General features: G+C 72.3%; 19 protein-coding genes and 1 tRNA gene. 10 read left to right on the top strand and 10 right to left on the bottom strand.

Annotation, left to right across the window (positions count from 1 at the left end; all coding sequences use genetic code 11):
* Positions 1-344 precede the first annotated feature (344 nt).
* The 6 genes from IPQ09_21425 to IPQ09_21450 all read right to left on the bottom strand — a co-directional run bounded on the left by IPQ09_21425 (position 345) and on the right by IPQ09_21450 (position 9,506).
* Complete coding sequence (locus IPQ09_21425; protein ID MBL0196735.1) at positions 345-2,933, bottom strand: HEAT repeat domain-containing protein; 2,589 nt, start codon at positions 2,931-2,933, stop codon at positions 345-347.
* 59 nt (positions 2,934-2,992) lie between these two features.
* Positions 2,993-5,191, bottom strand: a complete 2,199-nt coding sequence (locus tag IPQ09_21430) for a hypothetical protein (GenBank protein ID MBL0196736.1) — start codon at positions 5,189-5,191, stop codon at positions 2,993-2,995.
* Complete coding sequence (locus tag IPQ09_21435) at positions 5,188-5,997, bottom strand: DUF4159 domain-containing protein (GenBank protein ID MBL0196737.1); 810 nt, start codon at positions 5,995-5,997, stop codon at positions 5,188-5,190. The genes IPQ09_21430 and IPQ09_21435 overlap by 4 nt, the downstream gene beginning before the upstream one ends.
* Complete coding sequence (locus IPQ09_21440; protein MBL0196738.1) at positions 5,984-6,640, bottom strand: hypothetical protein; 657 nt, start codon at positions 6,638-6,640, stop codon at positions 5,984-5,986. The genes IPQ09_21435 and IPQ09_21440 overlap by 14 nt, the downstream gene beginning before the upstream one ends.
* Positions 6,641-6,708: 68 nt before the next feature.
* The gene (locus tag IPQ09_21445; protein MBL0196739.1) at positions 6,709-8,340 is read right to left on the bottom strand and encodes a Ppx/GppA family phosphatase; all 1,632 of its coding nucleotides are present in this window, start codon (positions 8,338-8,340) and stop codon (positions 6,709-6,711) included.
* Positions 8,341-8,582: 242 nt separating this feature from the next.
* Positions 8,583-9,506, bottom strand: coding sequence for a hypothetical protein (locus IPQ09_21450; GenBank protein ID MBL0196740.1), 924 nt, complete (start codon positions 9,504-9,506; stop codon positions 8,583-8,585).
* An 82-nt stretch (positions 9,507-9,588) separates the two neighbouring features.
* On the opposite strand from IPQ09_21450, the gene IPQ09_21455 reads away from it, so the two are divergent.
* From IPQ09_21455 to IPQ09_21465, 3 genes are all read left to right on the top strand, one after another.
* Entirely contained in the window at positions 9,589-10,893 is a 1,305-nt protein-coding gene (locus IPQ09_21455; GenBank protein MBL0196741.1) for a protein kinase, read from the top strand.
* Positions 10,894-10,976: 83 nt separating this feature from the next.
* Positions 10,977-11,060: transfer RNA gene (locus tag IPQ09_21460), tRNA-Leu, on the top strand.
* A gap of 50 nt (positions 11,061-11,110) precedes the next feature.
* Complete coding sequence (locus tag IPQ09_21465) at positions 11,111-11,623, top strand: hypothetical protein (protein ID MBL0196742.1); 513 nt, start codon at positions 11,111-11,113, stop codon at positions 11,621-11,623.
* 89 nt (positions 11,624-11,712) lie between these two features.
* Here IPQ09_21465 and IPQ09_21470 read toward each other — a convergent pair whose 3' ends face one another.
* Positions 11,713-14,364 carry a protein kinase gene (locus tag IPQ09_21470; protein MBL0196743.1) on the bottom strand — a complete coding sequence of 884 codons (2,652 nt, stop codon included), beginning with the start codon at positions 14,362-14,364 and terminating at the stop codon, positions 11,713-11,715.
* 280 nt (positions 14,365-14,644) lie between these two features.
* Between IPQ09_21470 and IPQ09_21475 the strand changes: the two genes are divergently transcribed.
* The 5 genes from IPQ09_21475 to IPQ09_21495 all read left to right on the top strand — a co-directional run bounded on the left by IPQ09_21475 (position 14,645) and on the right by IPQ09_21495 (position 19,483).
* A complete protein-coding gene (locus tag IPQ09_21475; GenBank protein ID MBL0196744.1) occupies positions 14,645-14,878 on the top strand; it encodes a 30S ribosomal protein S21 in 234 nt (77 codons plus the stop codon).
* A 313-nt stretch (positions 14,879-15,191) separates the two neighbouring features.
* Positions 15,192-15,584 (top strand): helix-turn-helix transcriptional regulator, encoded by a 393-nt coding sequence (locus IPQ09_21480; GenBank protein ID MBL0196745.1) that lies wholly within the window; start codon positions 15,192-15,194, stop codon positions 15,582-15,584.
* Between the two features lie 42 nt (positions 15,585-15,626).
* Positions 15,627-16,628, top strand: a complete 1,002-nt coding sequence (gene deoC / locus IPQ09_21485; protein MBL0196746.1) for a deoxyribose-phosphate aldolase — start codon at positions 15,627-15,629, stop codon at positions 16,626-16,628.
* 107 nt (positions 16,629-16,735) lie between these two features.
* Complete coding sequence (locus tag IPQ09_21490) at positions 16,736-18,274, top strand: aldehyde dehydrogenase family protein (GenBank protein MBL0196747.1); 1,539 nt, start codon at positions 16,736-16,738, stop codon at positions 18,272-18,274.
* A 351-nt stretch (positions 18,275-18,625) separates the two neighbouring features.
* Entirely contained in the window at positions 18,626-19,483 is an 858-nt protein-coding gene (locus IPQ09_21495; GenBank protein MBL0196748.1) for an aldehyde dehydrogenase family protein, read from the top strand.
* Between the two features lie 54 nt (positions 19,484-19,537).
* Here IPQ09_21495 and IPQ09_21500 read toward each other — a convergent pair whose 3' ends face one another.
* On the bottom strand, positions 19,538-21,133 hold the full coding sequence (locus IPQ09_21500) for an NAD(P)/FAD-dependent oxidoreductase (protein MBL0196749.1): 1,596 nt from the start codon (positions 21,131-21,133) through the stop codon (positions 19,538-19,540).
* A gap of 179 nt (positions 21,134-21,312) precedes the next feature.
* Between IPQ09_21500 and IPQ09_21505 the strand changes: the two genes are divergently transcribed.
* Complete coding sequence (locus IPQ09_21505; GenBank protein MBL0196750.1) at positions 21,313-21,543, top strand: hypothetical protein; 231 nt, start codon at positions 21,313-21,315, stop codon at positions 21,541-21,543.
* A 1,004-nt stretch (positions 21,544-22,547) separates the two neighbouring features.
* Positions 22,548-22,712 (top strand): hypothetical protein, encoded by a 165-nt coding sequence (locus IPQ09_21510; GenBank protein MBL0196751.1) that lies wholly within the window; start codon positions 22,548-22,550, stop codon positions 22,710-22,712.
* Between the two features lie 414 nt (positions 22,713-23,126).
* Here the strand turns inward: IPQ09_21510 and IPQ09_21515 are convergent, their stop codons facing one another.
* Together IPQ09_21515 and IPQ09_21520 are read right to left on the bottom strand one after the other, a co-directional pair.
* On the bottom strand, positions 23,127-23,771 hold the full coding sequence (locus IPQ09_21515) for an acetylglutamate kinase (GenBank protein MBL0196752.1): 645 nt from the start codon (positions 23,769-23,771) through the stop codon (positions 23,127-23,129).
* A 274-nt stretch (positions 23,772-24,045) separates the two neighbouring features.
* On the bottom strand, positions 24,046-24,339 hold the full coding sequence (locus tag IPQ09_21520; GenBank protein ID MBL0196753.1) for a hypothetical protein: 294 nt from the start codon (positions 24,337-24,339) through the stop codon (positions 24,046-24,048).
* Between the last annotated feature and the right edge of the window lie 102 nt (positions 24,340-24,441).

Here is a 24,441-nt window from a genome sequence, read left to right on the forward strand (position 1 = left end):
GCGCCGCGCTCGCCGCTCGGGTGGGCGCTCGAGCTCGACCGCGCCCACGCGGAAGCGGAGCCGCGCGACGCCCACGCCCAGCGCGCTCAGGCGCGCCACGACATCGGCGGCCAGCATGGTCAATTCACTTGACCAAACGCTCGTGGCGACCAGCACCAGCAGCTCGCCGCCCTCGAGCCGGAGGGGCCTCGTGCGGTCGGCGATCCGCGGCCCGACCGCCTGCACCCACTTGGACGAAGGGAATGGTGGGCGCACCCGCGAGAAGCGGTCTTCCCCTGCGCGCTCGAGGATGCCCTCCATGGGCTCGGGCGCGCCAGGTGCCTCCGGCGGCGGCGGCGCATGCGCTACCGCGCCCACGTGGACGAGGTGGAGGGCCTTCGCAGCTCCAGCCAGCCCGGCGTGGTCGCGGGGTCGAGCAGCGCGCCACGTCGGTCTGCGAGGCCCGCCCGGAGCCAGCCCGCGGAGTACTTCAGCACGAACGCGGCGAGCGGGCGCGGCGTCGTGCTGCCGGTCTGACCCACGTAGACGGTGACCGCGGCGGGCTTCCCGCCGCTCGCGGTGGGGCGGGCAGCGTCCGCCGGGGGGCTCGCGCCGAGCGACTCTCTGCACCGCGCCGCGACCGCGCCGCTGCGCTCCTCGGAGGCGCAACGCTCGAGCGCCGCGCGCTCGTCGGCGCCGCGTGCGCCCGCGAGCGTCCGCGCGGCGGCCTCGCGCGCGTCCTCGTCGGGGTCGGTGGCGAGGAGCTTGCGGGCACGGGCTGCGTCTCGGCAGGTGAGGCCGGCGAGCGCGAGCCCCGTGAGCGCGTTGGCGCGTACGTACGCCCGCGCGTCGTCGAGGCGCGCGCACAAGAGAGGGGCCGCCCTCGCCGCGCTGCCCTTGTCGCTGGCGGCGATGCGACCGAGCGCCGCGGTCGCGTTCGTGGCCGCGTCGGAGTGGGGTGACGCTGCGAGCGCGCCCAGCGCCGCGAGGTGCGCCCCGTCACCGAGCGAGCCGACCGCCCACGCCGCCTCGGCGCGGACGTCCTGCGACGGATCCGCGAGCCCGGCGATGACGGCGGCGCGCGCCGAGGGGGACGTGCGCGCCCGCAGCGCCAGCGCGGCGACCGCGGCGCGGCGATCGTCGGGTGGTCGGCCCGGCCGCGTTTGGGCGATCACCACGGCGGTCGCCGAGGCTACCGGCGCGCGCGCGAGCACGTCGAGCAGGGCGTCGCGCTCCGGGCCCGCCGCGAGCTCGAGCGCGCGCTCAAGCCTCGCGACCGCGGGCTCCGAAGGGGCACGCTCGAGGATGCCCGCGAGCGCATGGAAGACCGCGAAACGATCGGTCTCGGCGCTACCTTCGAGGCGCGCCAGCAGCAGCTCGCGGCCTGGGTCGCCGCCCACGCGCGCCATCGCGAGCCCGGCGTGCGCGCGGACCTCCGGCGAGCGGTCGTCGAGCGCCTCGACCAGCGCGACCTCGGCCGTCTTTCCGCCGGGCAGCCTGGCCGTCGCCGCCGCGGGACCGACCGACGCGAGGGCGTCGAGCGCGGCCACGCGTAAGGGCGTGTCCTTGCCGTCGACCATGGGCAGGAGCACGGGGGCCGCCCTCGGCGCGCCGGTTCGTCCGAGCAACTGGACGACCGCGACGCGCTCCGCGGGCTGCAGTCGGCCTCCACGCAGCGCCGCGGCGAGCGGCTCCACCGCGCGCCCGTCCGGTCGGTCGGGGTCGAGCAGGAGCGCCGCCGTCGCGATCGCCTCCCCTCGCGCGAGCGGGTTCTCGTCGTCGATGAACTCGAGCACCACGGGGATCGAGGCGCTGGTCCCGCAGCCCGCGAGGGCGCGCAGCGCCGACGCGAGCGGTACGGTCCCGCGGCGGAGGGCCGCGTGCAGCGCACGCTCCGAGGTCTTGGCGCGGAGCTCCCCGAGCACGACCGCGGCGCTCGTGGCGACGGCCGGGCCGGACGCCCGCTCCAGCAGCGGGAGCAGGACAGCCTCGGTCGTCGACGCACCGCCGGCCGCCGCCACGACGAGCGCGTCGCGGACCGCCGTGCGCTCGAGCGTGATCGCGGCGTCGTCGCCCACTCCAAGCTGCGCGACGAGCGCGGCGATCGCCGTGGGGCTCCCGATGCGTCCGAGCGCCTCGAAGGCGGCGGTTCGCAGGGCCGTGGTGCGGCTCGGGAGGAGCGACGCTATCGCGTTGACCGCGGCGTCTGCGCGGAGCGCTCCGAGCGCCCCGAGCGCCTCGATGCGGACGCCGTCGTTCACGTCGCGAAGGGCGATGACGAGCGCTTGCACGGCCCGCGGATCACCGAGCAAGCCGAGCCCGCGCGCGACCGCCTGCCGCACCTCGGGCACCGAGTCTTGGACCTTCCCGACGAGGGGCACCACCGCGCGCCGGTCACCGAGCCGGGCCAACGCGTGTGCAATCTGCACACGTGCAGGCGGGCTCGGATCGTCGAGCTTCCCGAGCAGCGGGGCGACGGCGTCGGGGCTCCCCTGCGCGCCGAGCGCGTCGGCTGCCGCGCCGCGCACCTGCGCGTCCGCGTCGCCGAGGGCGCGCGCGAGCTGCGGCACCGCTCGCGGGCTCGGCGCCACCTTCGCGATCTCGCAGGCCGCCAGCCGCGCTCTTGGATCCCGCTCGCCCAGCCAAGCGAGGAGGAGCTCCGTCGCTTCTGGGAGGCGCCTCGCGATCGCGGCGCGGGCCGCGAGCAGACGCACCTCGAGATCGGTGTCCTCGAGCGCCCTAAGAATCAGCGGCTCGGCGCGCCCCTTGCCTAGCGAGAGCAGCTCGCGCGCCGCGAGGCGCCGCGTATCGATGTCGGTGGAGGCGAGGTCCCGCTCGACCCGCTCGGGGACGTCGGGCCACACGAGCGCGCGGGCGGTGAGCGGCGCAGACGTCGCGGCGACGGCGAGCGCGAACACGAGCGCGAGGCGGCGCAGCGCGAGGCGAGACTTCACCGCAGGGATGGTAGCAGGCGTTCCGCGCGACCCGCGCAATTCGACACGCAAGTCGATCCTCAGCGCAGACCGCTGCGCCGGCGCGTGATCCAGCTGATCCCCAGGGTCGCGGCCGCGAGGAGCGTCCACGCCCACGGCGGCGCGACCGGCGTCACATGCCGCTCGGTGGCGACGACGGTGGGTGGTGGCAGCGGCAAGGACTTCACTTCCCCCGCGCCGAAGAACGTGCCGCCGGTCGCCTCAGCGAGACGCCGGAGGCGCTCCGGATCGGGGCGAGAGTCCGCCCACTCTTCTCCGCCCGCCTCGCAAGCGAAATCGAGGCGAGTGGTAGGAGAATTGCCCACACGAGCGCGCGCCGTGTACCCGCCGCTCCCCAGGCGTGGCAGCGTGAGCTCGCGCGCGGACGCCCCGTTGGGGAGCGCCACGCGGACCGGAGGCTCGTTCGCGCCCAGCTTCGTGACGTCGACCACCAGCGCCCCCTTCGCCCCCGGCGGGGCGTGCACGCGGAGGACCGCGGGCACCCCCGCGACGCACGCCGCGGCGAGCTGGAAGTGCGCCGGCTCGAAGCGCGGATCCCGCATGAGCCAGCCGAGCAGGCCGTCCCAAAGCGCGCCGTAGCCCCGCCCCGCGGTGCGAGCGCCTAGCTCGGAGAACTGGAGCAGCCACGCCCCGTCGAGCCCTAGCGCCACGGTGCGCCCGTCGCCCTGCTCGCCCACGGCCAAGAGCGGCATCTTCGCGCCCGACCGCGTGGTGCGGGTGGGGTGCTCGAGGAGCGTCACCGAGCCGGGCCGCACGTCGCCCAGCACGTTGGCCCCGGGCATCTCGGGCAGCTCGTCGCCCAGGAGCTTCCGCAGCGGAGCGAGCAGAGGCGCGTCGCGGCCCGTCTCCGTGTATCGGGGAACGAGGCGCGTCGTGTCGGCCGAGGTCGCCCCGGAGGCGCCGTCGAGCAAGACGGGCAGGACCTCGGCGAGCGGTGTGTCGGCGTAGCCGCCCGCGACGAACGAGTTGGGGCCGCCGACCATGACCACGCCCCCGCCCGCGCGCACGTACTTGGCCAGCGCCGGCAGGTGGCGCGCCATGTTGTACGACCCGGACGGCTCCGCGTCGAAGTCTTGCAGGACGACGGCGTCGAACGAGGGGAGGTGCTCACTGAAGAGCTCGTCGACGGGGAAGGGGATGAGGGCGAGCTCGTCGTTCCGCGCGTTGGTGTCGTCGGTGGGGGTTCTGAGGATGAAGAAGGCGACGAGATCGACCGAGGCGTCGCTCTTCAGCCACTGGCGGAGCGCGCGCACGTCGTTCGTGGGCCGCCCCGCGACGTGGAGGACGCGGATGCGCTCTCGCGCGACGTTGAAGGTGAGAAACCGCCTGTCGTTCTCGGGGATTTCGTCGCCGTCGGGCGCCGCGATCGAGAGCTCGAGCACGCGGGGGCCCGCGCGATCGAAGGTGACGGTGAGGTCGAGCCGGGCCTTCCCGTCGCGCACCTTCGCGACTCCCGACGCGAGCAGCGCGGGGGGACCGTCGTCCCGGAGCTCGCGCGCGACCACCGTGAGCTCCGAGCACGCGAGCCCGCCGGCGCACCCGACCTCGACCGTAAGAGGGAGCGGTACGTGCGCCACCGCGCCAGCGGCGGACACGCGCCGGACGCTCGCGTCGCGCGGGACGCGGGCGGTCGTCGCTACCGTGTGGATCCGGGCGTCGGGGAGCAGCGCGCGCAGCGCCTCGATGGAGGCGTCTTCCGGGGGGTCGTCGAGGCGCCCGTCCGAGACGACCACGACCGCGGCGGGGCGTTCGTCCGCGGACTCGGCGAGCGCGGACAGCGCCGCGCGCAGGTCGGAGCGGTTCGCGGAAGCAACTCCCGGCGCGAGCGTCGCCGGCGGGCCCTCGCCGAACCCCTGCACGGTGAGTCGGGCGCCGGGCGCGGCTCGCCGCACGGCGTCGATGGCGCGGTCCCTCGCGACCGCGCGGGAGGCCCCGTCGTCGGTGAGCGCGAGCGAGCGCGATGTGTCGGCGAGCACCACGACCCGAGGCCCGACGGCGCTCTCGTTCGCGGCCACCCGCACGGGGCGCACCACCGCGAGCACCAGCGCCGCCGCGGCTAGCGAGCCCGTCGCCGCGACCAGCAGCCGGCGTCCGCGCTCTCCGCGCGCCACCTCTAGAGCGAGCAGCGCCACCGACGCCACGCCCAGCGCGATGGCCACGTAGGGCGCCCAGGTCGGGAGATCCTGCGCGACGGCGAGGCGCGTGACCGTCTGGGTCAAGGCGGCCCGCCGACGAGCGCGCGCCGCCGCATCAGGAACGGCGCATGCACCTGATCGTCCTTGTAGTTCGAGCACAGGACGTACATCGCGATGTTCACCGCGAGGCGCACGGCGTGCTCGCGCTGACCGTCGCCGTTGGGCACCACGGGGTGCTCCCACGCTCCCGTCACGCCGCGCGCGAGCGCGCCGCCGAGGTCGTGCGACAGGAAGATCACTTGAGCTTGCCCGCCGCGCACGATCGCCTCGACGTTCTTCGGGCCGAGGACGCGGCCTTCGGCGCGCCGGAGCAGGTAGTACGAGCGGAAGAGCACGTGCTCCGGGCCGAGTGAAATCCGCGCGGAGTCCGGGAGGACGCGCGAGAGCTCGCGGCGGGCCGTGCGCCCGAAGGGACCGGGCTCTCCGGCGTCGTTGACGCCCGCGTCGTCCACGAGGAGCACGCCGCCCAGCGCGAAGTAGCGTCGGAGGCCCGACAGCTCGGCCGCCGTCAGGGGGTCGGCCGCGACGTCGCCGCTCCACACGGCGAACGGCGCGTTGGGCAGCTCACTGCCGTCCGCGCGGACGCTCGTTGGCTGCAAGCGCGCAGGCGCGCTCGTGCGCCGGATGAGCTCCCACGACCACCGCGCCGCGGCGGTCGGGCGAGGGGCCCGGGTGACGCCTCCGGCGACGAGGGTGCGAGGGTCGAACGCCCCACGATCGCCGAAGCCCTGCGCCGGTCGAGGGAGCGCGCACACGAGCGCGCCCGCGCTCGCGACGCACAGCGCGACGAGCCTCGTGGTGCGTCGCGCGCGGCCGTCAGTCGAAGTCATCGACGCGCCAAATACCCGCCTCTCGCCGGAGGCGCACGTGGTGGCCGCCCGGGACGAGCACCGTCGCGACGTCGCCCTTTGCGCGCACGTCGAGGGCCTCCGGGCGCTCGAGCCCGACGACCAGCGAGCGCAGGTCGTTCTCCACCGCCGCGCGCGTGCTCGGCGAGAGCACCCGCATCAGCCCGGCGTAGCTGCGGCGCGCGAGCACGTGGCGGAGCCCGACCAGCGCCTGCTCTGGCGTGCGTGCGCCGCCGGGGAGCGCGCTCGACGCCGTGACCTGGAAGCGGCCTTGACGCAGGTCGAGCGTGGCCTCCTCCCCGTCGTCGAACCGGAGCCGCGCCACGGCCTCCACCCGCGTGTCGGTGGCCGCGAGCAGCTTCCCCCGCTCAGCGAGCTCGCCCCGCTGCTCGGCGACGGTGCGCTTGATGTCCTCGCGGCTCCGCTCGCGTTGACCGCCCTCCGTGAGCATGGCGTAGAGCGCGTCGCCGTCGCCACGCTCGGCCGCGCGACGGTACTCGTCCACCGCGCCCTTCGGGTCGGGCACGGCGTCGGCGCACCCCGCGACGATCGAGCACGCGACTGCAAGCGTGGCGAGCGAGGCGAGCGAGGCGAGCGAGGTCAACGGGCACGGCCGCGAGCGCATCATGGGCAGGCCGAGGCTAGCAAAACCCGTGGAGCGAGGAGCCCTTTTGTCTCTTGCCCCTCCGTGGGTCACTTGGCGCGCGGCGGCTCGCCGCGCTCGGGGAGCTCGGAGCGCGCGGGAGACAGCACCACGTCGAGGCCAAACTCCTCTCGGAGCAGATCGCCCTTCTGGCGCACGGTCCACTCCTCCAGCGAACGGTCCGCCTCGCCGCGCAGGTGGAGCACCAGGCGCCGCCGCGGCTCGTCGACCTCGCCGCGCACGCCCTCGACCCGGCCGAGGTGCTCGCGGTCGAGCGCGTCCGCGACCCGCAGGATGGCCGCGAGGCCTCGGACCTTGGCGCGGGCGTCCTTGTCGAGGTCGCGGAAATTCGGATGAGCCGGATCGGGCAGGCTCTTGCGATGGTAGCGCGCCACGTTCGCCACGATCGCGCGCTCGATGGGGGAAAGTCCCATGATGTCGGATTGTTGGATCAGGTAGTAGCTGTGCTTGTGGTGCCCGTCGTAGCGGACGTAGTCGCCGATGTCGTGGAGGATCGCCGCGGCTCGCAGGAGCACCCGGTCTCGCGCGCGGAGGCCGTGGAGGTCCCACAGGTCGTCGAACAGCTGCGAGGCGAGGCGGTCGACGGCGTGCGCGTGGCCCTCGTCGAAGTGGTAGCGCTGCCCGAGCCGCGTGCAGCCGGCGAGCAGGCGCGAGGCCTCCGCCTCCTCGTCCCACGCGTCGAAATGGCGGTCGACGAGCTCGATGAGGATCCCTTCCTTCAGCCCGACGCCGGGCGCCACGATCGCGCCTTGGTAGAACAGCTCGGCGACACGCAGGAAGATGCTGACGGCGGGCACGATGGTGTCGGCGCGGTCCGGCCGCAGCGCGTAGAGCCGCTGGCGCTCGGCCGCCGGCATGCCGAAGAGCTTGCCCCGGAGCTGCCGCGCGAGCGTCACGTCGATCGCCTTGGGGAAGCCCAGGTGCCCGCCCTTCACGGGGCAGAGCTCGGCGAGCGTCTCGACGTTTCCGCCAGTGCCGATCACGAGATCGAACGAGGTCTTCTTGAGCTGGGGGAGGGCCTCCGCCAGCGCGCGGTCGATGCCCTCTTCGAGGAGGCGGCTGCGCACGTCGTCGACGATGACCGCGCCCTTCAAGTAGGTCTCGAGCATCCGCACGGTGCCGAGCGGGAGCGACATGGAGAAGGTCGACTGACCATCGTCGAGCACGGTGAGCTCGGTCGAACCCCCGCCCACGTCGACGAGCAGCGCGCGTCGCGCCTCGAGCGCCAGCCGTCGCACCACCGCGAGCTGAATGAGGCGCGCCTCCTCGATGCCCTCGATGATCTCGAGCTCGACCCCCGCCTCGCGGCGCGCCCGCTCCACGAGGGTCGCGCCGTTCTCGGCCTCACGCACCGCGCTGGTCGCGGTCGCGCGGTAGGCGTCGACCCCGGCCTGGCTCATCGCCTGGCGGAAATCGCGGAGGGCAGCACACGTCTGACTTATCGACTGGGCGGTCAGCCGGCCCGTCACGAACACCTCCGCGCCGAGGCGGACGGGCACCCGCAGGCTCGTCAGCTCGCGGAAGGCGGGCGCAAGCTCCCCTCCTCCCCCCCCCGCGCGGGGAAGCGTCGCGCCCTTCGTCGGGGCGGACGCCGACTGCGCCTCCACCACCCGAAGGCGCAGGGCGTTCGAGCCTAGATCGACCGCTGCGAAACGTGCCATCGCCGAACGCGCTTAGCAAAGCGGTCGCGTCTTCGGCTACCGTCGCGTGGATGAATTCTGCCCGAGCCGAGGTCCGCGCCCGCGCGTGGCTCGTCGCCGGCGCCTGCGGTAGCTTCGCCGGGGTGCTGATCGCGGGCACTGTGCATCGCGTCGTGGGCGGTGGGCTGACGTTGGCGGGGTGGCTCGTCGCGCTCGTCGGCCTCCACACCTTCGGGCGCCTCGGGCGCGCCGCACCCGCGCCGCTAGATCTCGCTTCGAAGGACGAAGACGCCGACGTCCGCGCCGAGCTTGGGGGTTCGGACGGCCGCCCAGCCGAACGGGCGATCGGTGAGGACCAAGCTCCCTGACGAGGGCCCCGCCGCCGTCTTGCCGACGAGGTCGATGTCGGCCAGCGCCTTCTCGTTCGTGCTCGGGGTCTGTGGCGCGCCGTAGACGCCCGACTTGTCGAAGACACCCACGTAGAGCACCGGCATCTTGCCCTTCTGGTCGCTCGCCATCAGCCGCTCTTGGAGATCGTGCTTGAGCGTCTCCGAGAGATGCAGCGCGAAACGCCGGAACGTCCACCCGGTCACGAACACGCCCAGCGTCGAGCCGTCGGTCCGCTTTACGGGGGTCGCCGCCAGCCAGTCCTTGTCGGGCCCCGCCTTCCCCGGGGGGCCCGGGAACGCGCCAGTCGTCGACACGTAGCCGCTCTTCCCCCCGGCGAGGCCGGGGAAAATCCCGAAGAGGTTCTGGCCCGCCATGGCGTCCTGCTCGAGATCGTTCCGAATCGCGATCCCCGCTTCGTCGGCGAGCGCGAAGAAGGTCGACTTGGCGAGGAGCAGGTCGGGCACGTCGCGACGCACCTTCTGCAGCCCCGCGCGCACGGCGGGGAGGTTCTTGTTCGGCTCCTCCTTGGCGAAGATCGTGGCGAGCCGCTTCGCCCCCTCGGGGAGGCCCCGCTCCACCTCCGCCACATCCTTCTCGACCAAGGTCGCGAGCTCCTGGGCGTGCTCGCGGGCCCGCGCCTCGCTCTCCTTCGCGTGGTCTTTGCAGCCCGATGAGCTCAAGCAGAGGGCAGCTGCGATGACGGGCGCGACGATCGACGCCACGGGGGAGCGCGCGGCGTGGGGAGCACGCGCGGCGAGGGCAGCGGGGGACGCGGCGGGGAGCGCGGAGCACGGCATGCGGGAGAGGTTACACCGGCTCTCCACCGCGACCCATTCTTTGATAGCATGCGGCTCGGCTTGTCCGCGCCGGCCCTTTGCGATGTCCTCCTCCTCCCCCGACCTTCCCAAGAACATCGGACCCTATGCGGTCGTCGCCCAGATTGGCGAAGGGGGAATGGCCAACGTGTATCTCGCCCACCGAGAGGGGCCCGACGGCCGGCTGCTGCCCGTCGCGCTCAAGGTCATACGCGAGGAGTTCGCGCTCAACCCCGAGTTCGCCCACATGTTCGCCGACGAGGCGCGGGTCGCGACCAAAATGCTCCACCCCAACGTCGTACGGGTCGAGGAGTCGGGCGCGGTGGACGGGCGCCTCTTCCTCGCCATGGAGGTCCTGTCGGGGCAGTCGTTGTGGAAGGTGTGGCAGTCCTGCCGCGAGCGCGGGCTTCGCCTGCGCTACGATCTTGCGGCCTGGATCGCGGCGCGGGCGGCCGACGGGCTCCACCATGCCCACGAGCTCCGGGGGGACGACGGCTCGTCGCTCGACCTCGTGCACAGGGACGTGAACCAGTCGAACCTGTTCGTCACCTACGAGGGTGACGTGAAGGTTATCGACTTTGGTCTCGCCAAGGCCGCCAATCGCGTGTCGCAGACGGCCGCTGGCGTCTTGAAGGGCAAGCTCTCGTATCTCGCGCCGGAGCAGGTGACCGGGGCCAAGCTCGACCGTCGGGCCGACATTTTCGCGCTCGGCGTGGCTCTCTGGGAGGTCACCGTCGACCGCCGCCTCTTCAAAGGGCGCGACGATATCGACACCCTCATGAGGGTGAATCGCTGCGAGGTCCCCGACGCCACCACCCTCGTGGACGGGTATCCGCCGAGGTTGTGGGCCATCGTGTCGAAGTGCCTCGCCCGAGAACGAGAGCATCGATACGGCAGCGCGCAGGCGCTCGCGACCGACCTCGACGTGTTCGTGCGCGACTGCGGCCAGGGCGTCGGGCGCGACTCCGTCGCCGAGGTCATGCAGGTCCTGTTCGCCGCCGAGCAGCAGCACGCGGTGGACTGGTTCGACCGCACGAACCGGGCGAGTCGGGCCTCCGCGCCGCCGCCCCTTCAGACCGAGGACACCTCGCTCCTGATGCAGAACATGCCCAGTCTGCCCCCCCCGCCGAAGGTCGACCTCTGGCTCGCGGCGCCGCCCCCGGGCTTCTCCGGCCCGGCCCTGCCCGCGTCGGAGCGCTCGGGCGCGTCTTCGTCCTACCCACCTCGACCGCCCAATACCCACCTCGAGACCCACCTCGAGCAGGCGGCGAGCGCTCGGGCGCCGCGACGCGTGATCGCCGCGGTCGCCGGGCTGGTGGTGACGGTCGCGCTACTAATTTTCCTTATTTGGGTATTGCGTTCGGCATAGGCCATGTGTCAATAGGTCTATCGCGACGACGAGTCGCGTAATCGCGTAGTCGCGTACCCGCGTACCCGCGTATCGCGCGCACGGCCGAAGTGGCGGAATGGCAGACGCAGCGGATTCAAAATCCGCCGAGGCAACCCCTCGTGAGGGTTCGAGTCCCTCCTTCGGCACGGCCACGACCTGCGCGCGCCCGCGCAGAGCCAAAAGGAAAAGAACGAGAATGAGCACACTCAAGAGCACGTTGGAAAGCCTCTCGACCGAGTTCGCCTCGGCGGTACTGCGAGCGATTCGGAGCGCGTCTCTCGACGAGCTCGTGGGGCAGACCGCGCCCGCCGCGAAGCCCGCCAAGGCCGCCAAGGCCGCCAAGGCCCCCGCCGGGCGCGCGAAGGCCGCCAAGGCCGCCAAGGCCGCCAAGGCCCCGGCAGCCGCCGCTCCCGTCGCCGCCCCTGCCGCCGCGCCCGCCGCTGCCCCCAAGGGCAACCGCAAGGCCCCGCGTCGCCGCCTCACGCGCCGCTCGCCCGAGGACATTCAGGGCGTCGTCGACTCGATCGTGGCGCTCCTCCAGCGCAAGCCCGACGGCCTCCGCTCGGAGGACATCCGCGCCGAGCTCGGCCTCGCGTCGAACGAGATGCCGCGCCCCCTCGCCGAGGGCCTCAAGTCCAAGCGCCTGAGCAAAGAGGGCGAGAAGCGCGCGACGGTGTATTTCGCCAAGGGCGGCGGCAAGAAGAAGTAAGGCGACGCGGCGAGATTGGGGCGGAGCCAGCCGCGCCACGCCCTGCTCGCCCCCGCCCTGCTCGTGGTTCGACCACTCGAGGCAAGTGCTCACTCTTTGGCCCGGCCTCCCATCGCGGAGAGTCGGGCCTTCGCTTTCTCGGCGGTCACGGAGCGGGGGCGCGCGTCACCCCACTGGGTCACGACGAAGCGGTAGGCTTTGGCGGCGCCGGCTTTGTCGCCACTCCCTTCCATCGCGAGCCCAAGGTAGTAGTGCGCTCGCACGCGGAGCTGCGGCTCGGAGAGCCCGAAGCAGGCGTCGGTCACCCTCCTTAGGTGATCGACGGCGTGGCTCGTGTCGCCGGAGAGCGCCAGCACCTTTCCTGCGGCGAAGTCGAACCGCAGCGAGCGCTGGGCGAGGGGGGGCTCCGAGATCGTGGGCATGAGCGCCTTCGCGGCGACGGCCTCCTCGCGGGTCTCGGCGAACGAGCCGTACACGAGCGCCCAGCGGAGCCAGGCGAGGCGCGCGCGCTGCTGGCTGAGCACGCCCGGGTCGGTCGCGCGAGTCCGCACGATCTCGTCCGCCTGCCAGGTGGCGCGGAGCCGCTCGAGGTCGGCGCTGCTCAGGATTCCGGCGCGGAACATGGGCTCGATGAAGCCTATGCTCGGGTCGGGCGCGAGGCGGTTGGGGGCGTAGGCGAGCATGCGATCGCGGAACGACTTCGCCACGCCGCCCGCGCCTTTGGGGTCGCCCGTCTCGGTCAGCAGGGTCACGCGCGTCATGGCGACCGCCGCGTGCTCGGTGAGATCCGCGTCCGGGGGCAGGGCGCGCTCCAGGGTGTCGGCGAGCGCGAGGCCCTCCCCGAACCTCCCGTCGACGATGGCGAGGTCGAGTCGGTCGAGCGTCTCGAGGTGCCGTTCGGGTGGCGGCAGGAGGGTCCAGCGCCGGAGCAGCGCGGCCTCGACGGCGGGGCGTGGCGCGTCCACCGCGAAGAGCGCCGCCGCCAGCGCGCGCTGGGGATCGGGGGACGACGGGTCGAGCCCCGTCCACGCCATCGCGTCGTCGCGGGCTTGGCTGCACTCGCCCGCGGTCGCGCGGAGCTCGTAGCGCGTGCCGAGGCACACGCTCGCGACCGGGGATCGCTCGAGGCACGCGGCGACCGCGCCCAGCGCGGCGGTGCGATCGCCCAGGCGGTGCTCGACCGACGCGAGGCCGGCCCACGCGGGCGCGTAGCCCACGTCGAGCCGGGTCGCCGCTTCGAACGCGGCCTTGGCCCCCTCGAGGTCGAGCTGGCGAGCGCGGGCCGTCCCGAGCCAGACGCGGAGCTCGGCGTCTTTGGGGTGTTGGTACACCGCCCCGGTGAGGCGCGTCTCCCACTCGGCCAGGTCGGGGCGCGCGCGGACGAACGGCTCGCTCGCGTCGAGTACGGCGAGGTCCCGGCCCGTGAGCCGCTCACGCGTGTGGAACGCGCTGCGGTAGTGCCGGAGGCCCTCTTGGGGATCGTGCGGCGCGAGCCGCAGGGCGAGCTCGAGGTGGGCCGCGCCGCACTCGTCGTCGAGCTCCACGGCACGACGAAGCTCGCGGACGGCCTCGGACTCGGCGCCGTCGCGCAGGTGCACGCGGGCCGCCTTGAGCTCCGCGTGAGCCTCCGGGACGGCGCAGAGGGCGCGCTCGGGGAGGGGGCGCGCGGGGCGCGGCCGTCGCGAGACGACGAGCGCGGCGACGAACGCGAGGACGAGCGAAATGCCTAGTCCTATCGCCATCTTGCGGCGTGGCTTAGGGGGCACCTCCGGCGCGCGCGCCGAGGCGTCTTGGGTGGTGGGCACGCGGGTCGTCTCGGCGAACGCCGCGGGCTCGTGCCGTTGCCCGTCGATCACGGCCTGCGCGCCGGACCATGACGTGGGCCGGGTCGAGCGCTGCCCGCCGTGCGCCGCGAGCTCGCTGGCCACCTCGCCCATCGACGGGAGGCGACGCTCGGGGGCCTTGGCGAGCGCGGTGTGCACGACGATCGCGACCTGCTCCGGCACGTCGGGCGCTCGCTCACGCAGCGGCGTGGCGATGTCGGTGAGGATCGAGGCGACGAGCGCGTAGCCCTCCGTCGCATCAGAGAATGGGCGCACGCCCGAGAGCAGCTCGTACGCGACGATGCCCCAGGCGAACTGGTCGCTGCGCGCGTCGAGCGCCTCCCCGCGGAGCTGCTCCGGGGCCATGTAGAGCGGCGTGCCCGTGACGTGGTCGTCCCCGGTGACGTGCTCGACCCCCGGCGCGATCGCCACGGTGCGGCGCGCGATCCCGAAGTCCAGCACCTTCACGAGCCCGTCCGCCCGGATCATGACGTTCTCGGGCTTCACGTCCCGATGGACCACGCCGGCCTGGTGCGCGGCGTGGAGCGCCCGGGCCACGTCGGTGAGCCAACGGAGCCGCTCCTCGAGCGAGACGTCGCGCGCGCCGATCTTGGCCCGCAGGTTCTGCCCGTCGACGTATTCCATCGCGAAATACAGGAGCTCTGGCGTCTCGCCCACGTCGAAGATCGCGACGACGTTCGGGTGATTCAACGCCGCGACCGCGCGCGCCTCGCGGACGAAGCGGCCCTCGTAGCCTTCGCGGTCGTCGCCGTCGCTCTTCGCGACCACCTTGAGCGCGATCCGCCGCTCGAGGCGCGCGTCGGTGGCGCTGTACACGACGCCCATGCCACCGCGCCCGAGGAGCGCCTCCACGAGGTAGGGCCCGACGGCCGTACCCGGCGCGAGATCAGGCGCCATGGCGCCCGGCGGCGCTCTCCCGCGCGGGGTCACCTTGGACGTGAGGCGGGCACGGCGGGGGCGGGTACGGGGGCGTCTGCGCGGGATTCATGAGGCAAAGCAGGCTGAGCGACGTAAGGGGATGCGCGGGCGGCGGGGATGATTCTCACGGATCGACCGCGGTCGAAACGAATCTTTGTAGAAACACCGTTGGCATCGGGTTCCTTCCCGTGATAACTCCCGCCCTCCGTCAGGGAGCGTGGCTCCCCCTCTCTCTTTCCTTTTGAAGGATCCCCGCAAGATGCCGAGTGACGCGATTCAGTGCAAGCCGCTCGAGGTGGTCGTGAGCGACCGCGGAATCGAGCGCGCCATCAAGATGCTCAAGCGCAAGCTCGCCTCCGAGGGTGTGCTCCGTGAGCTCAAGATGCGCCGCCACTACATGAAGCCGAGCGTGAAGCGCCGCAAGAAGCAGGCCGAGGCCGCCCGTCGTCGCCGCAAGCGGGCGAAGATGGACGCCGCCCCGCCGAAGGCCTGAGCCCCGCGCTCCACTCCGCTCACGCACAGTGGCTCGATCTCCTCCCGGAGGTCGGGCCTCGTCGTGTTTCTGGCCCGCGCTTCATCGCTCGACGCGTCGACCGTATTCTCCGGGGAGACGGGGGGATTGCGTGACGCGCAGCAAGCTCACGCACGGTCAGACTCGGTCGGGCGGCCCGACCGCGGCCAAAATCGGCGACGACGAACCGACGAAGCGACGAAGCGCTGACGGGCGCGGGGAGCGCGTCGTCGGCGCGCGCCTCGGCCCGTGACCTTCCCTTTTCGGCCGCGCGTCGCATAGTGTTTGTGGCGCGATGAAGCGGAGCTGCGACCACCTCTGTCCCATGTTTCAAGCCGCGATGGACATCCTCGCGCGCCCCTGGAACGGGCTCGTCATCGCCACGCTCGAGGGGGGCCCTCTGCGCTTCGGCGAGATCGGCGAGCGCCTCCGCGCGATCGGCGATCGCATGCTCTCGCTGCGGTTGAAGGAGCTCGAGGCGGCGGGTCTGGTCGAGCGGCGGGTGCTCCCCGGTCCACCGCACCGCGTGGAGTACCAGCTCACGCCGGCGGGCAAGGGCTTCCGCGCCGTCGCCGAGGCGATCGCGGGGTGGGGCGCGCTGCTCCGACCGCCGACGCCCGCCTCTTCGAGCGATGCCTGCGGGACGGCGGTCGACCCGGCCGGCTCGGCGGGAAGCTCCGCCGAGTAGGCGAGGCGAAACCGCCCCGTCGCAGCTCGATCCCGTTTGTAGATGCGCGCGGCGTGGCCATGGTACGTTCCCGGCGTGAAATCGAACGGTCAAGCTCCCGAGAGATCCGCGCTCGCTGCCTACGCCGCGGACGCCCCGCGCGCCGCGCGCCACAACCCGCTCTTCGCGCCGCCCCCGGTGGATCAGGTCGCGGTCGAGGAGCGCGTCGCGTCGCTGGCGAAGCGCTCTCTCAAGAAGGGGGCGAAGGTCGCCGGGCTGAAGCTGGCCATTCGAATGATGGACCTCACCACCCTCGAGGGCAAAGACACGCCCGGCAAGGTGCGTGCGCTCTGCAACAAAGCGATGCGCCCGCTCGACTCCGACCCGAGCCTCGGTCCGTGCGCCGCCATCTGCGTCTACCCGAACATGGTGCGCGTCGCGAAGGCGGCCCTCGGGGACTCGGGGGTGCTCGTCGCCAGCGTGGCGACCGCCTTCCCGAGCGGCCTCTCCCCCATCGAGGTGAAGCTCGACGACGTGCGCCGCGCGGTCGAGTTCGGCGCCGACGAGATCGACATGGTCATCGACCGTGGCGCCATGCTCGCGGGCGACTACGGCAAGGTGTTCGACGAGATCGCGCGCACGAAGGACGCCTGCGGTCCCGCGCACCTCAAGGTCATCCTCGAGACCGGCGAGCTTGGCACCTACGACATGGTGCGCAAGGCGAGCGAGATCGGCATCGCCGCGGGCGGCGACTTCATCAAGACCTCCACCGGCAAGGTCCAGCCGGCCGCCACCCTCGGGGTCACGCTGGTGATGCTCGAGACCATTCGCGATCACTACTACGCGACCGGCCAGAAGATCGGCATGAAGCCGGCGGGTGGCGTCCGCACCGCGAAGCAGTCGCTCCAGTATCTGGTGGTGGTGAAAGAGACCCTCGGCGACGCGTGGCTCGACCCCACCCTGTTCCGCTTCGGCGCGAGCGCGCTCCTGAACGACGTGCTCATGCAGCTGGAGAAGGAGCGGACTGGCAACTACCAGGCCGCCGAGGACTTCTCGAAAGACTGAGCCCGAGACCGCGGACTCAAGAGACGATTCGGCTGCCCCGGGACGTCGGGAGCCCCCACGGCCGCGAGGCCTCGAACGCGTAGCGCGATGGAGCGTACCCAGTGAGCATGAAGAGCGTGACCGGCGACAAGGCGGAGCGTAGCCAATCCGAGCCTGAGCGCGGGCTCGAGCGCGCGAGCGCGCGGGATCTGGCCCTCGATTTCGGCAAGGCGTGGGAGTACGCGCCCTCGCTCGAGTCGACCGATCACGTGCGCCTGCAGAGCCGCTACGAGCTCTTCATCGGCGGCAAATGGGTGGCGCCCAAGAGCGGCCGCTATTTCCCCACCATCAGCCCGAGCACCGAAGAGACGCTCGCGGAGGTGGCGGAGGCCAACGCCGAGGACGTCGACCTCGCGGTCGCCGCGGCGCGGCGCGCCTACGACACCGTGTGGTCGAAGATGCGCCCCGAGGAGCGCGCGAAATACATCTTCCGTATCGCGCGCGCGATTCAGGAGAAGGCGCGCGAGCTCGCGATCGTCGAGACGATGGACGGCGGCAAGCCGATCAAGGAGTCGCGCGACGTCGACATCCCGCTCGCGGCGGCCCACTTCTTCTATCACGCGGGCTGGGCCGACAAGCTCGACTACGCCTTCCACGGCCGCAAGGCGCGGCCGCTCGGCGTCGCGGGCCAGGTCATCCCCTGGAACTTCCCGCTGCTCATGGCCGCGTGGAAGCTCGCGCCCGCGCTCGCGTGCGGCAACACCGTCGTCCTGAAGCCGGCCGAGACCACGCCGCTCACCGCGCTCCTGCTCGCGCGCATCCTCGAGGAGTGCGAGCTCCCCGAGGGCGTGGTGAACATCGTGACGGGGGCGGGCGCTACGGGCGCCGCGCTCGTCGAGCACGCGGGCGTCGACAAGGTCGCGTTCACAGGCAGCACGGCCGTCGGCAAGCGCATCCAGGCGGCCATCGCCGGCACGAAGAAGCGCCTCACGCTCGAGCTCGGGGGCAAGGCCGCGAACATCGTCTTCGCCGACGCGCCGATCGACCAGGCTATCGAGGGGATCGTCAACGGCATTTACTTCAACCAGGGCCACGTGTGCTGCGCCGGCTCCCGCCTGCTCGTCGAAGAGAGCGTCCACGACGTCGTCGTTCGCAAGCTCGGCGACCGCATCAAGACCCTGCGGCTCGGCGATCCGCTCGACAAGAACACCGACGTCGGCGCCATCAACTCGAAGATGCAGCTCGACAAGATCCGGGCGCTCGTGGCGAGCGGCTCGGAGGAGGGGGCGCACATGGTGCAGAGCACCTGCGCGATCCCGTCGAAGGGCTTCTTCTTCCCGCCCACGTTCTTCACGGGCGCCAGCCAGTCGAGCCGCATCGCCCGCGAGGAGATCTTCGGGCCGGTGCTCACCGTGATGACCTTCCGCACGCCCGACGAGGCGATCGAGAAGGCGAACAACACCATGTACGGCCTCTCCGCGGGCATCTGGACCGACAAGGGCGCCAAGATCTTCGCCATGGCGACGCGCCTCAAGGCCGGCGTCGTCTGGGCGAACACCTTCAACAAGTTCGACCCCACGTCGCCCTTCGGCGGCTACAAAGAGAGCGGCTTCGGCCGCGAGGGCGGCCGGCAAGGTCTCTCGGCCTACGTGGAGCTCGACGGATGAAGAACCTGCAAGCGAGCCACAGGCGAGCGGCGTGTCTGTGCCGCCCGACCGAAGGGAGCAAGGCATGAACCTGGAAAGTGAGCCCCGCGAAGGGGCGAACGAAGGAATATGGCGGGCCCGGGCCGAAGGCGGTGTCGCCATGAACCCGCGAGCGAGCCGCAGGCGAGCGGCGTGTCTGTGCCGCCCGACCGAAGGGAGCAAGGCATGAAAATTCGAACCGAAACCGAAGAGACGAAGTCCGCCGCGAAGCCAGCGAAGGGCGCAGGTCCGCTCGTGAAGGTGGCCCCCGACGGCGACGCCGACGCGACGGCCGGCGAGGGCGAGCGCCTCCGCATCACCAAGGCCTACAAGATGTACGTCGGGGGCGCCTTCGTGCGCTCCGAGTCCGGGCGGTACTTCCGCGTGGCCTCGGCCGAGGGCGTCGTCGGCGACGCGGATCCGGCGGGGGTCAACATCCCGCGGGGCTCCCGCAAAGACGTGCGCGACGCGGTCCTCGTCGCGAAGGGCGCCTACGAGAAATGGGAGGCCCGCACCCCGTTCAACCGCGGGCAGATCCTCTACCGCCTCGCCGAGGTGCTCGAGTCGCGCGCGCCGGAGCTCGAGGGCTCGCTGATGCGCGCCGGCGCCACGGCCCGCGAGGCGGCCCGCGAGGTCGCCGCCACGGTCGACCGCGCGGTGTTCTACGCCGGCTTCGCCGACAAGGTCTCCGCGCTGGTGGCCTCGCACAACCCGGTGAGCGGTCCTCATTTCGGCTTCAGCCTCCCGGAGGCGATGGGCGTCGTCGGCGTGCTCGCGCCCCGCACGCCCGCGCTGCTCGGGCTCGTGTCGGTGATCCTTCCGGTCATCACGGGCGGCAACAGCTGCGTCGTCGTCGCGAGCGACGTCGACCCCCGCACCGCGGTGGTGCTCACCGAGTGCCTCGCCACCAGCGATTTGCCCGGGGGCGTGGTCAACGTGCTCACCGGGTACGCCGACGAGCTCGGCCCCATCCTCGCGAAGCACCGCGAGGTGGTCGCGCTCGACGTGTGGAGCTCCGACGCCGCGCTCCGCGCCTCGCTGGAGCGCGACGCGGCGAGCAGCGTCAAGCGCGTGAAGACCCGCGAGCTGCCCGACGAGGCGTTCTGGTACGACACCCGCCGCGGGCAGGGGCTCGGCTACATCGAGCGCACCCTCGAGACCAAGACCGTCTGGCACCCGGTCGGGGTCTGAGCGGGACCGCCCGGCCCGTCGTGCACGACGAGTCGGGACACGCCTCCAGCACGCTCACGCGATCGCGGCCACTCCGCGTCTCACCGCGTACTCTTCGGGGCGAAACGTGGCCGTCTCGCGCCGAAACGTGAACGTGAACCCCGGGTAAATCGTGGTGTTCTTGCCGCGCGCGTCGAGATACCAGCTCTCGCAGCCCGAGGCCCACACGGTGCGGCCGAGCGCATCTTGCAGCGCGTCGTTGTAGTCGCGCTGCACCTCCGGTCGCACGTCGACGCTCGTCACGCCCGCTCGGGCCATGTGGTCGAGGCACGACATCACATACCGAAGTTGCGCCTCGATCATCAGCACGACCGAGCTGTGACCGAGCGCGGTGTTCGGGCCGAGGAGCGTGAACAGATTCGGATATCCCGCGACCGTGGTGCCGCGGTACGCGGAGGTGTCCGCCCGCCACTGGGCGCCGAGCTCGCGCCCGTCACGCCCGTGCACGGTCAAGCTGCCAAGCGCCGACTGCACGGTGAACCCCGTGCCGTGGATGAGCGCGTCGAGGGCGATCGGGCGGCCTGACGCGAGCCGCACCCCGGTGCGCGTGACCTCGGCGAGCGCGTCGGTCACCACCTCCACGTTGGCTTGCTCGAGCGCGGGGTAATAATCATTCGACACGAGGATGCGCTTGCACCCGGGGACGTACCGCGGCGTGACGATCTCGCGCAGGCGCGGGCTCCGCAAGCTCTTGCGGATGTGGCGCCGGCCGAGCGCGGCGGCGAGCTTCATCAGCGAGGGCGCCCGCGTGAAGAGCACCGCGCGGCCCTCGGCGCGCCAGTAGATGGCCTCGCGGTAGAGCCGGCGCAGGGGAGGGATGCGCTCGAGCGCGACCTTCTCGAGCTCCGAGAAGGCCCGGTCGGGTTTCGGCAAGATCCACGGCGGCGTGCGCTGAAACACGGTGAGGTGGCTCACGCGGGGCTGGATCTGCGGGATGAACTGGATGGCGCTCGCGCCCGTGCCGATGACGCCCACGCGCTTGCCCTCCAGCGGGTAGTCGTGGTCCCACGTCGCCGAGTGAAACTGCTTGCCCTCGAAGGACTCGAGGCCCGGCACCTTCGCGTACGTGGGGTTGCTGAGCGCGCCGATCCCCGAGACGAGCACGCGGGCGTGGAAGGTGTCGCCCGCGGCGGTGACCACCTCCCAGCGCTGCCCCTCCTCGTCCCATGTGGCCGTGCGCGCCTCCTGGCCAAACCGGAGGTGGGGCCCGAGCCCGTGGCGCTCGGCGCAGCCCTCGAGGTAGCGGAGGATCTCGTCGTGCGGAGAGTACGCGCGGCTCCACCGCGGGTTCGGCTCCGAGGCGAACGAGTAGAGGTGCGAGGGCACGTCGCACGCGCACCCCGGGTAGTGGTTGTCGCGCCACGTCCCACCGAGCCGCGCCGCGCGCTCGAGCACCAGAAAGTCGTGGATGCCGGCCGCCTTCAGCTGCATGGCGAGGCCGAGCCCCGAGAACCCCGAGCCGAGGATGAGCACCGCGAGCTGTCGCGGGCCCGACCGCGCGACGCGCGCGCCCGCGCCATCGGTCTTCGGCGGGGCGGGCGGTTCGTCGGCGGAGGCGGGGCGGTGAAGCGCCTCGTGCTCATGGGTGGGGAGTGGCGTCGGCTCGCTCATGGGCGTCAGGGTAGGTTCTATTGAACGAAAGTCAATAGTCCCCGGGGCCCCAGGAGGGGGAGCGTGGGCGTCTCTTCATGGGGGGCGCGAGTCGGCCCTTTCAACGCGAGCGCGCGCCATGCTAGACCGCCCGTTCAAATGCTGTGGCCAGGGTCGGCCGCGCGATGAAAGAGGATTCAATGAAGCTCGGGCGCACACTTTCTTTGCCCATCGTGTTCGGGATGATCTTGAGCCCGCTGCTCATGGACTGCGGCGCCATCCCGAAGGTCCCCGGGCCTCTCGGCGATATCGCCGCCGCGGGGAGCTGCCCCGACCTCACGGTCGAGGCCCTCACGAGCCTCGACTTCGCCAAGGAGTTCAAGATCTCGGCCGAGGCGGGCGCCAGCGACGGCGAGTGCGCGGCGGCATGAGGCGGCCACGAAGGCGAAGCTGCTCCGGCAACTGCAGCGGTACGGCACGGCAGGACTCGAGAAGGGCGCGGCGTGCGCGGGCACCCGCGACGGCAAGTGCGACGCGAGCGTGGGGGGCGGGTGAGGGAACGTGCGGCGGCAGCTGCAAGCTCAAGGCGGCCGCCCGAAGTGCGAAGGTGCACTGCGGCGGCTCGATGCTCGGGCCGAGATGAAGGCGCCGAAGTGCACCGCGAGGTCAAGCCACTTGGAGATGAGCGCGGAGTGCAAGGCCAGTCCGACGCGCCAAGGTGTCCGCCAAGGCCGAGATGCAGCCCGCGCAGGTCTGGCGGTCACTGGCGCGGCGGACGCGAAGGCGGCGGCGGACTTCAAGGCCACCATCGAGAAGAACCTCCCCATCGTCTCCTTTTCGCCGTCGGCCCGCCACACTCCCGCGCCCAAGGTCGCGCTGAGCGGCAAGGCCGCCGTCGAGGGCGTTCAGGCGAGCATCAAGGACATCGCGGCCAGCGCGGGCGCGGCCCAGGGCGCGATGGTCACGGGTCGCCTCACGAACTGCTTCGCGGCTCCCTTCAGGGCGTCGACGCGCGCGAGCATCGGAGGCGGAACGTGGGCGTCTCGGTCGACGTCAAGGCGAGCGCCTCGGCGAGCGCGGCGGCAGCGCGGGCGCGAAGAAGTGAGGCGGAAGCTCGGCCCTCCAGAGTCGCGGCGCGAGATATCGTGCAGTTCGCACCGGTCTCGTCAGCCTTGGTGGGGGCGTGAAGCACCTCCGGAAGGGCCCATCGCGCGAGGACACCTCGTTCGCGCGCCTCGACCGGAATCGTTCGGCCGCGGACACGCCTCGCGACGTCCGTGACGGCACCCACCCGGCTTCGTCGCCCCCGCGAATCGCGCCGCTTCACGCTTACGGCACGAGCGCTGCAAAGGCCTCGCTTGAGCCTGGCGCTGAGCGGTGGGCATGATGGGGAGCACTGACGAGCCCTCGTCGGAAGTGCGCGCCGGACGGGTTCGTGAAGCTGGGCGTGCCCGGCGAGTCGATCACGTCGTGGAAGACCTGGCAGAAGGGCGCGCCGGAGCTGTGCGTGGAGATTTTGAGCCCGAGTGACACGGAGGAGAAGCTCACGCTCCGCAGAAGCTCGAGCGGTTCGCGGCGATGGGCGTGCTGGAGGTCGTGACGTTCGACGTGGACGCGAAGGAGGGCGAGCGCATCCGGGCGTGGGAGTCGGTGAAGGCGATCTGGTCGAAGGCGCGTGGTCCTGAACGAGCGCACACAGCGTGCCGGCGGTGCTGGGCAGCCCTGGTTCGTGGTCGCGCCGTACCTGGCCGAGGGGCGCCCCGCGCTCCAGCGCCCGAGAGCGGCGCTGCGCCCTGCGCCGACGACGCGGCGGGGCGAGAGTGCTCAAAGCGACCCCCGACGCGCGCGAGCGGGCACGCGCCGACGAAGCGAAGGCCTCGCGCCGAGGAAGCGAAGGGGCGCGCCGACGAAGCAACGGCGCGCGCCGACGACGAGCGTGCGCGCGCGGACGCCGCAGAGGCCGAGCTCGCGAGGCTCCGCGCGGCGCTCGCCGAGCGCTCCCGCTGAGCGTCACTCACGCCTCGGAGAGCACGGTGCCCACCGAGCCTGGTGTCTCGATCTCGCGGAACAGATCGGTGGGCGCGAGCCGCCCTACGACGTGGATGCGCCGCACGCCGGCCACGAGCGCGGAGAACGACTCCTCGAGCTTCACGATCATCCCCTTCGTGACCGTGCCGCCGCTGATGAGCGCGGCCTTCTCCGCCATCGTGATCCGCGGATCCGCGTCGGATCGTTCGACGTCGCCCAGGACTCCCGGCACGTCGCTCACGAGCACGAGCGCGGCCGCGTCGAGGAACACCGCCACGCGGTTCGCCACGATGTCGGCGTTGATGTTGAAGACCTGCCCCCGCCGGTCGCGCCGAGAGACGCGATGACCGGGCGGTAGCCGGCCGGACAGGAGCGGAGCGACGAGCTCCTCGCCGCATCCGGACCACGCGTCGCCCACGAGCCCGAAATCGATGGGCTCGGGCCCGCCGCCCGCGACGACCGCGGGGCGCTTCTGACCGCGCACGACGCACGCGCTCGCGCCGTGGAGCCCGATCGGCAGCGCCCCTGCGGCGACCAGCGCGGCGCACAGATCCACGTTGAGCTTGCCCGCCACGACCATCTTCATCACGTCGAGGGTGGGCTCGTCGGTGACGCGCCGCCCGGCGATCATGCTCAGGGTTCTGGCCGAGCGCCTTCTGGAGCTCGGTCGCCTGGGGACCGCCGCCGTGCACCACGACGGGCACCGGGCGCCCAGGCGCCGAGCGCGCATCACGGGCAGTCGGCCCGGCGCCACCTCGCCGAGCTCCCAGGTACAGCCCCGGGGCCACGCCTCGCCGCGAGGTTCGCGACGACGGCGCGTCCGGCGGCTCGAGGAGATCGTCTTCGGTCACGGGAAACCGCCGGGTCCGCGATCGACGTCTTCTCGTCGAGCCCGAGCACGATGTTCATCGACTGAACGGCCTGCCCGGCGCCGCCCTTGATGAGGGTTGTCCGTCGCGGAGAAGCAAGCCACCATCGATCCGCAGCCCGGCCGTGTCCGCGCCGTGCTCGAACGCGACCTCGGCGTAGTTGGAGCCGCTCACCGCGACGACCTCGGGCAGCCGCTTCTGCGGCACGCGCACGAAAGGCTCCCCCGCGTACGCCGCCGCGAACGCCTCCGCGATCGCCTCCTTCGGCACCGACGCGTCCACCTTCGCGAACGACGTCACGAAGATGCCCCGCGACAGCGGCGCGCTCACAGGCACGAAGTGGAGCGCCAAGTCCGCGGCGCCCGCGCCCCTGAGCGTCTCCGGCGATCTCCGGGATGTGCTGGTGGTGAAGCGGCTTGTACGTGCGCAGGT

The organism is Myxococcales bacterium (genome assembly GCA_016720545.1).
Lineage (GTDB): Bacteria > Myxococcota_A > Polyangia > Polyangiales > Polyangiaceae > JAAFHV01.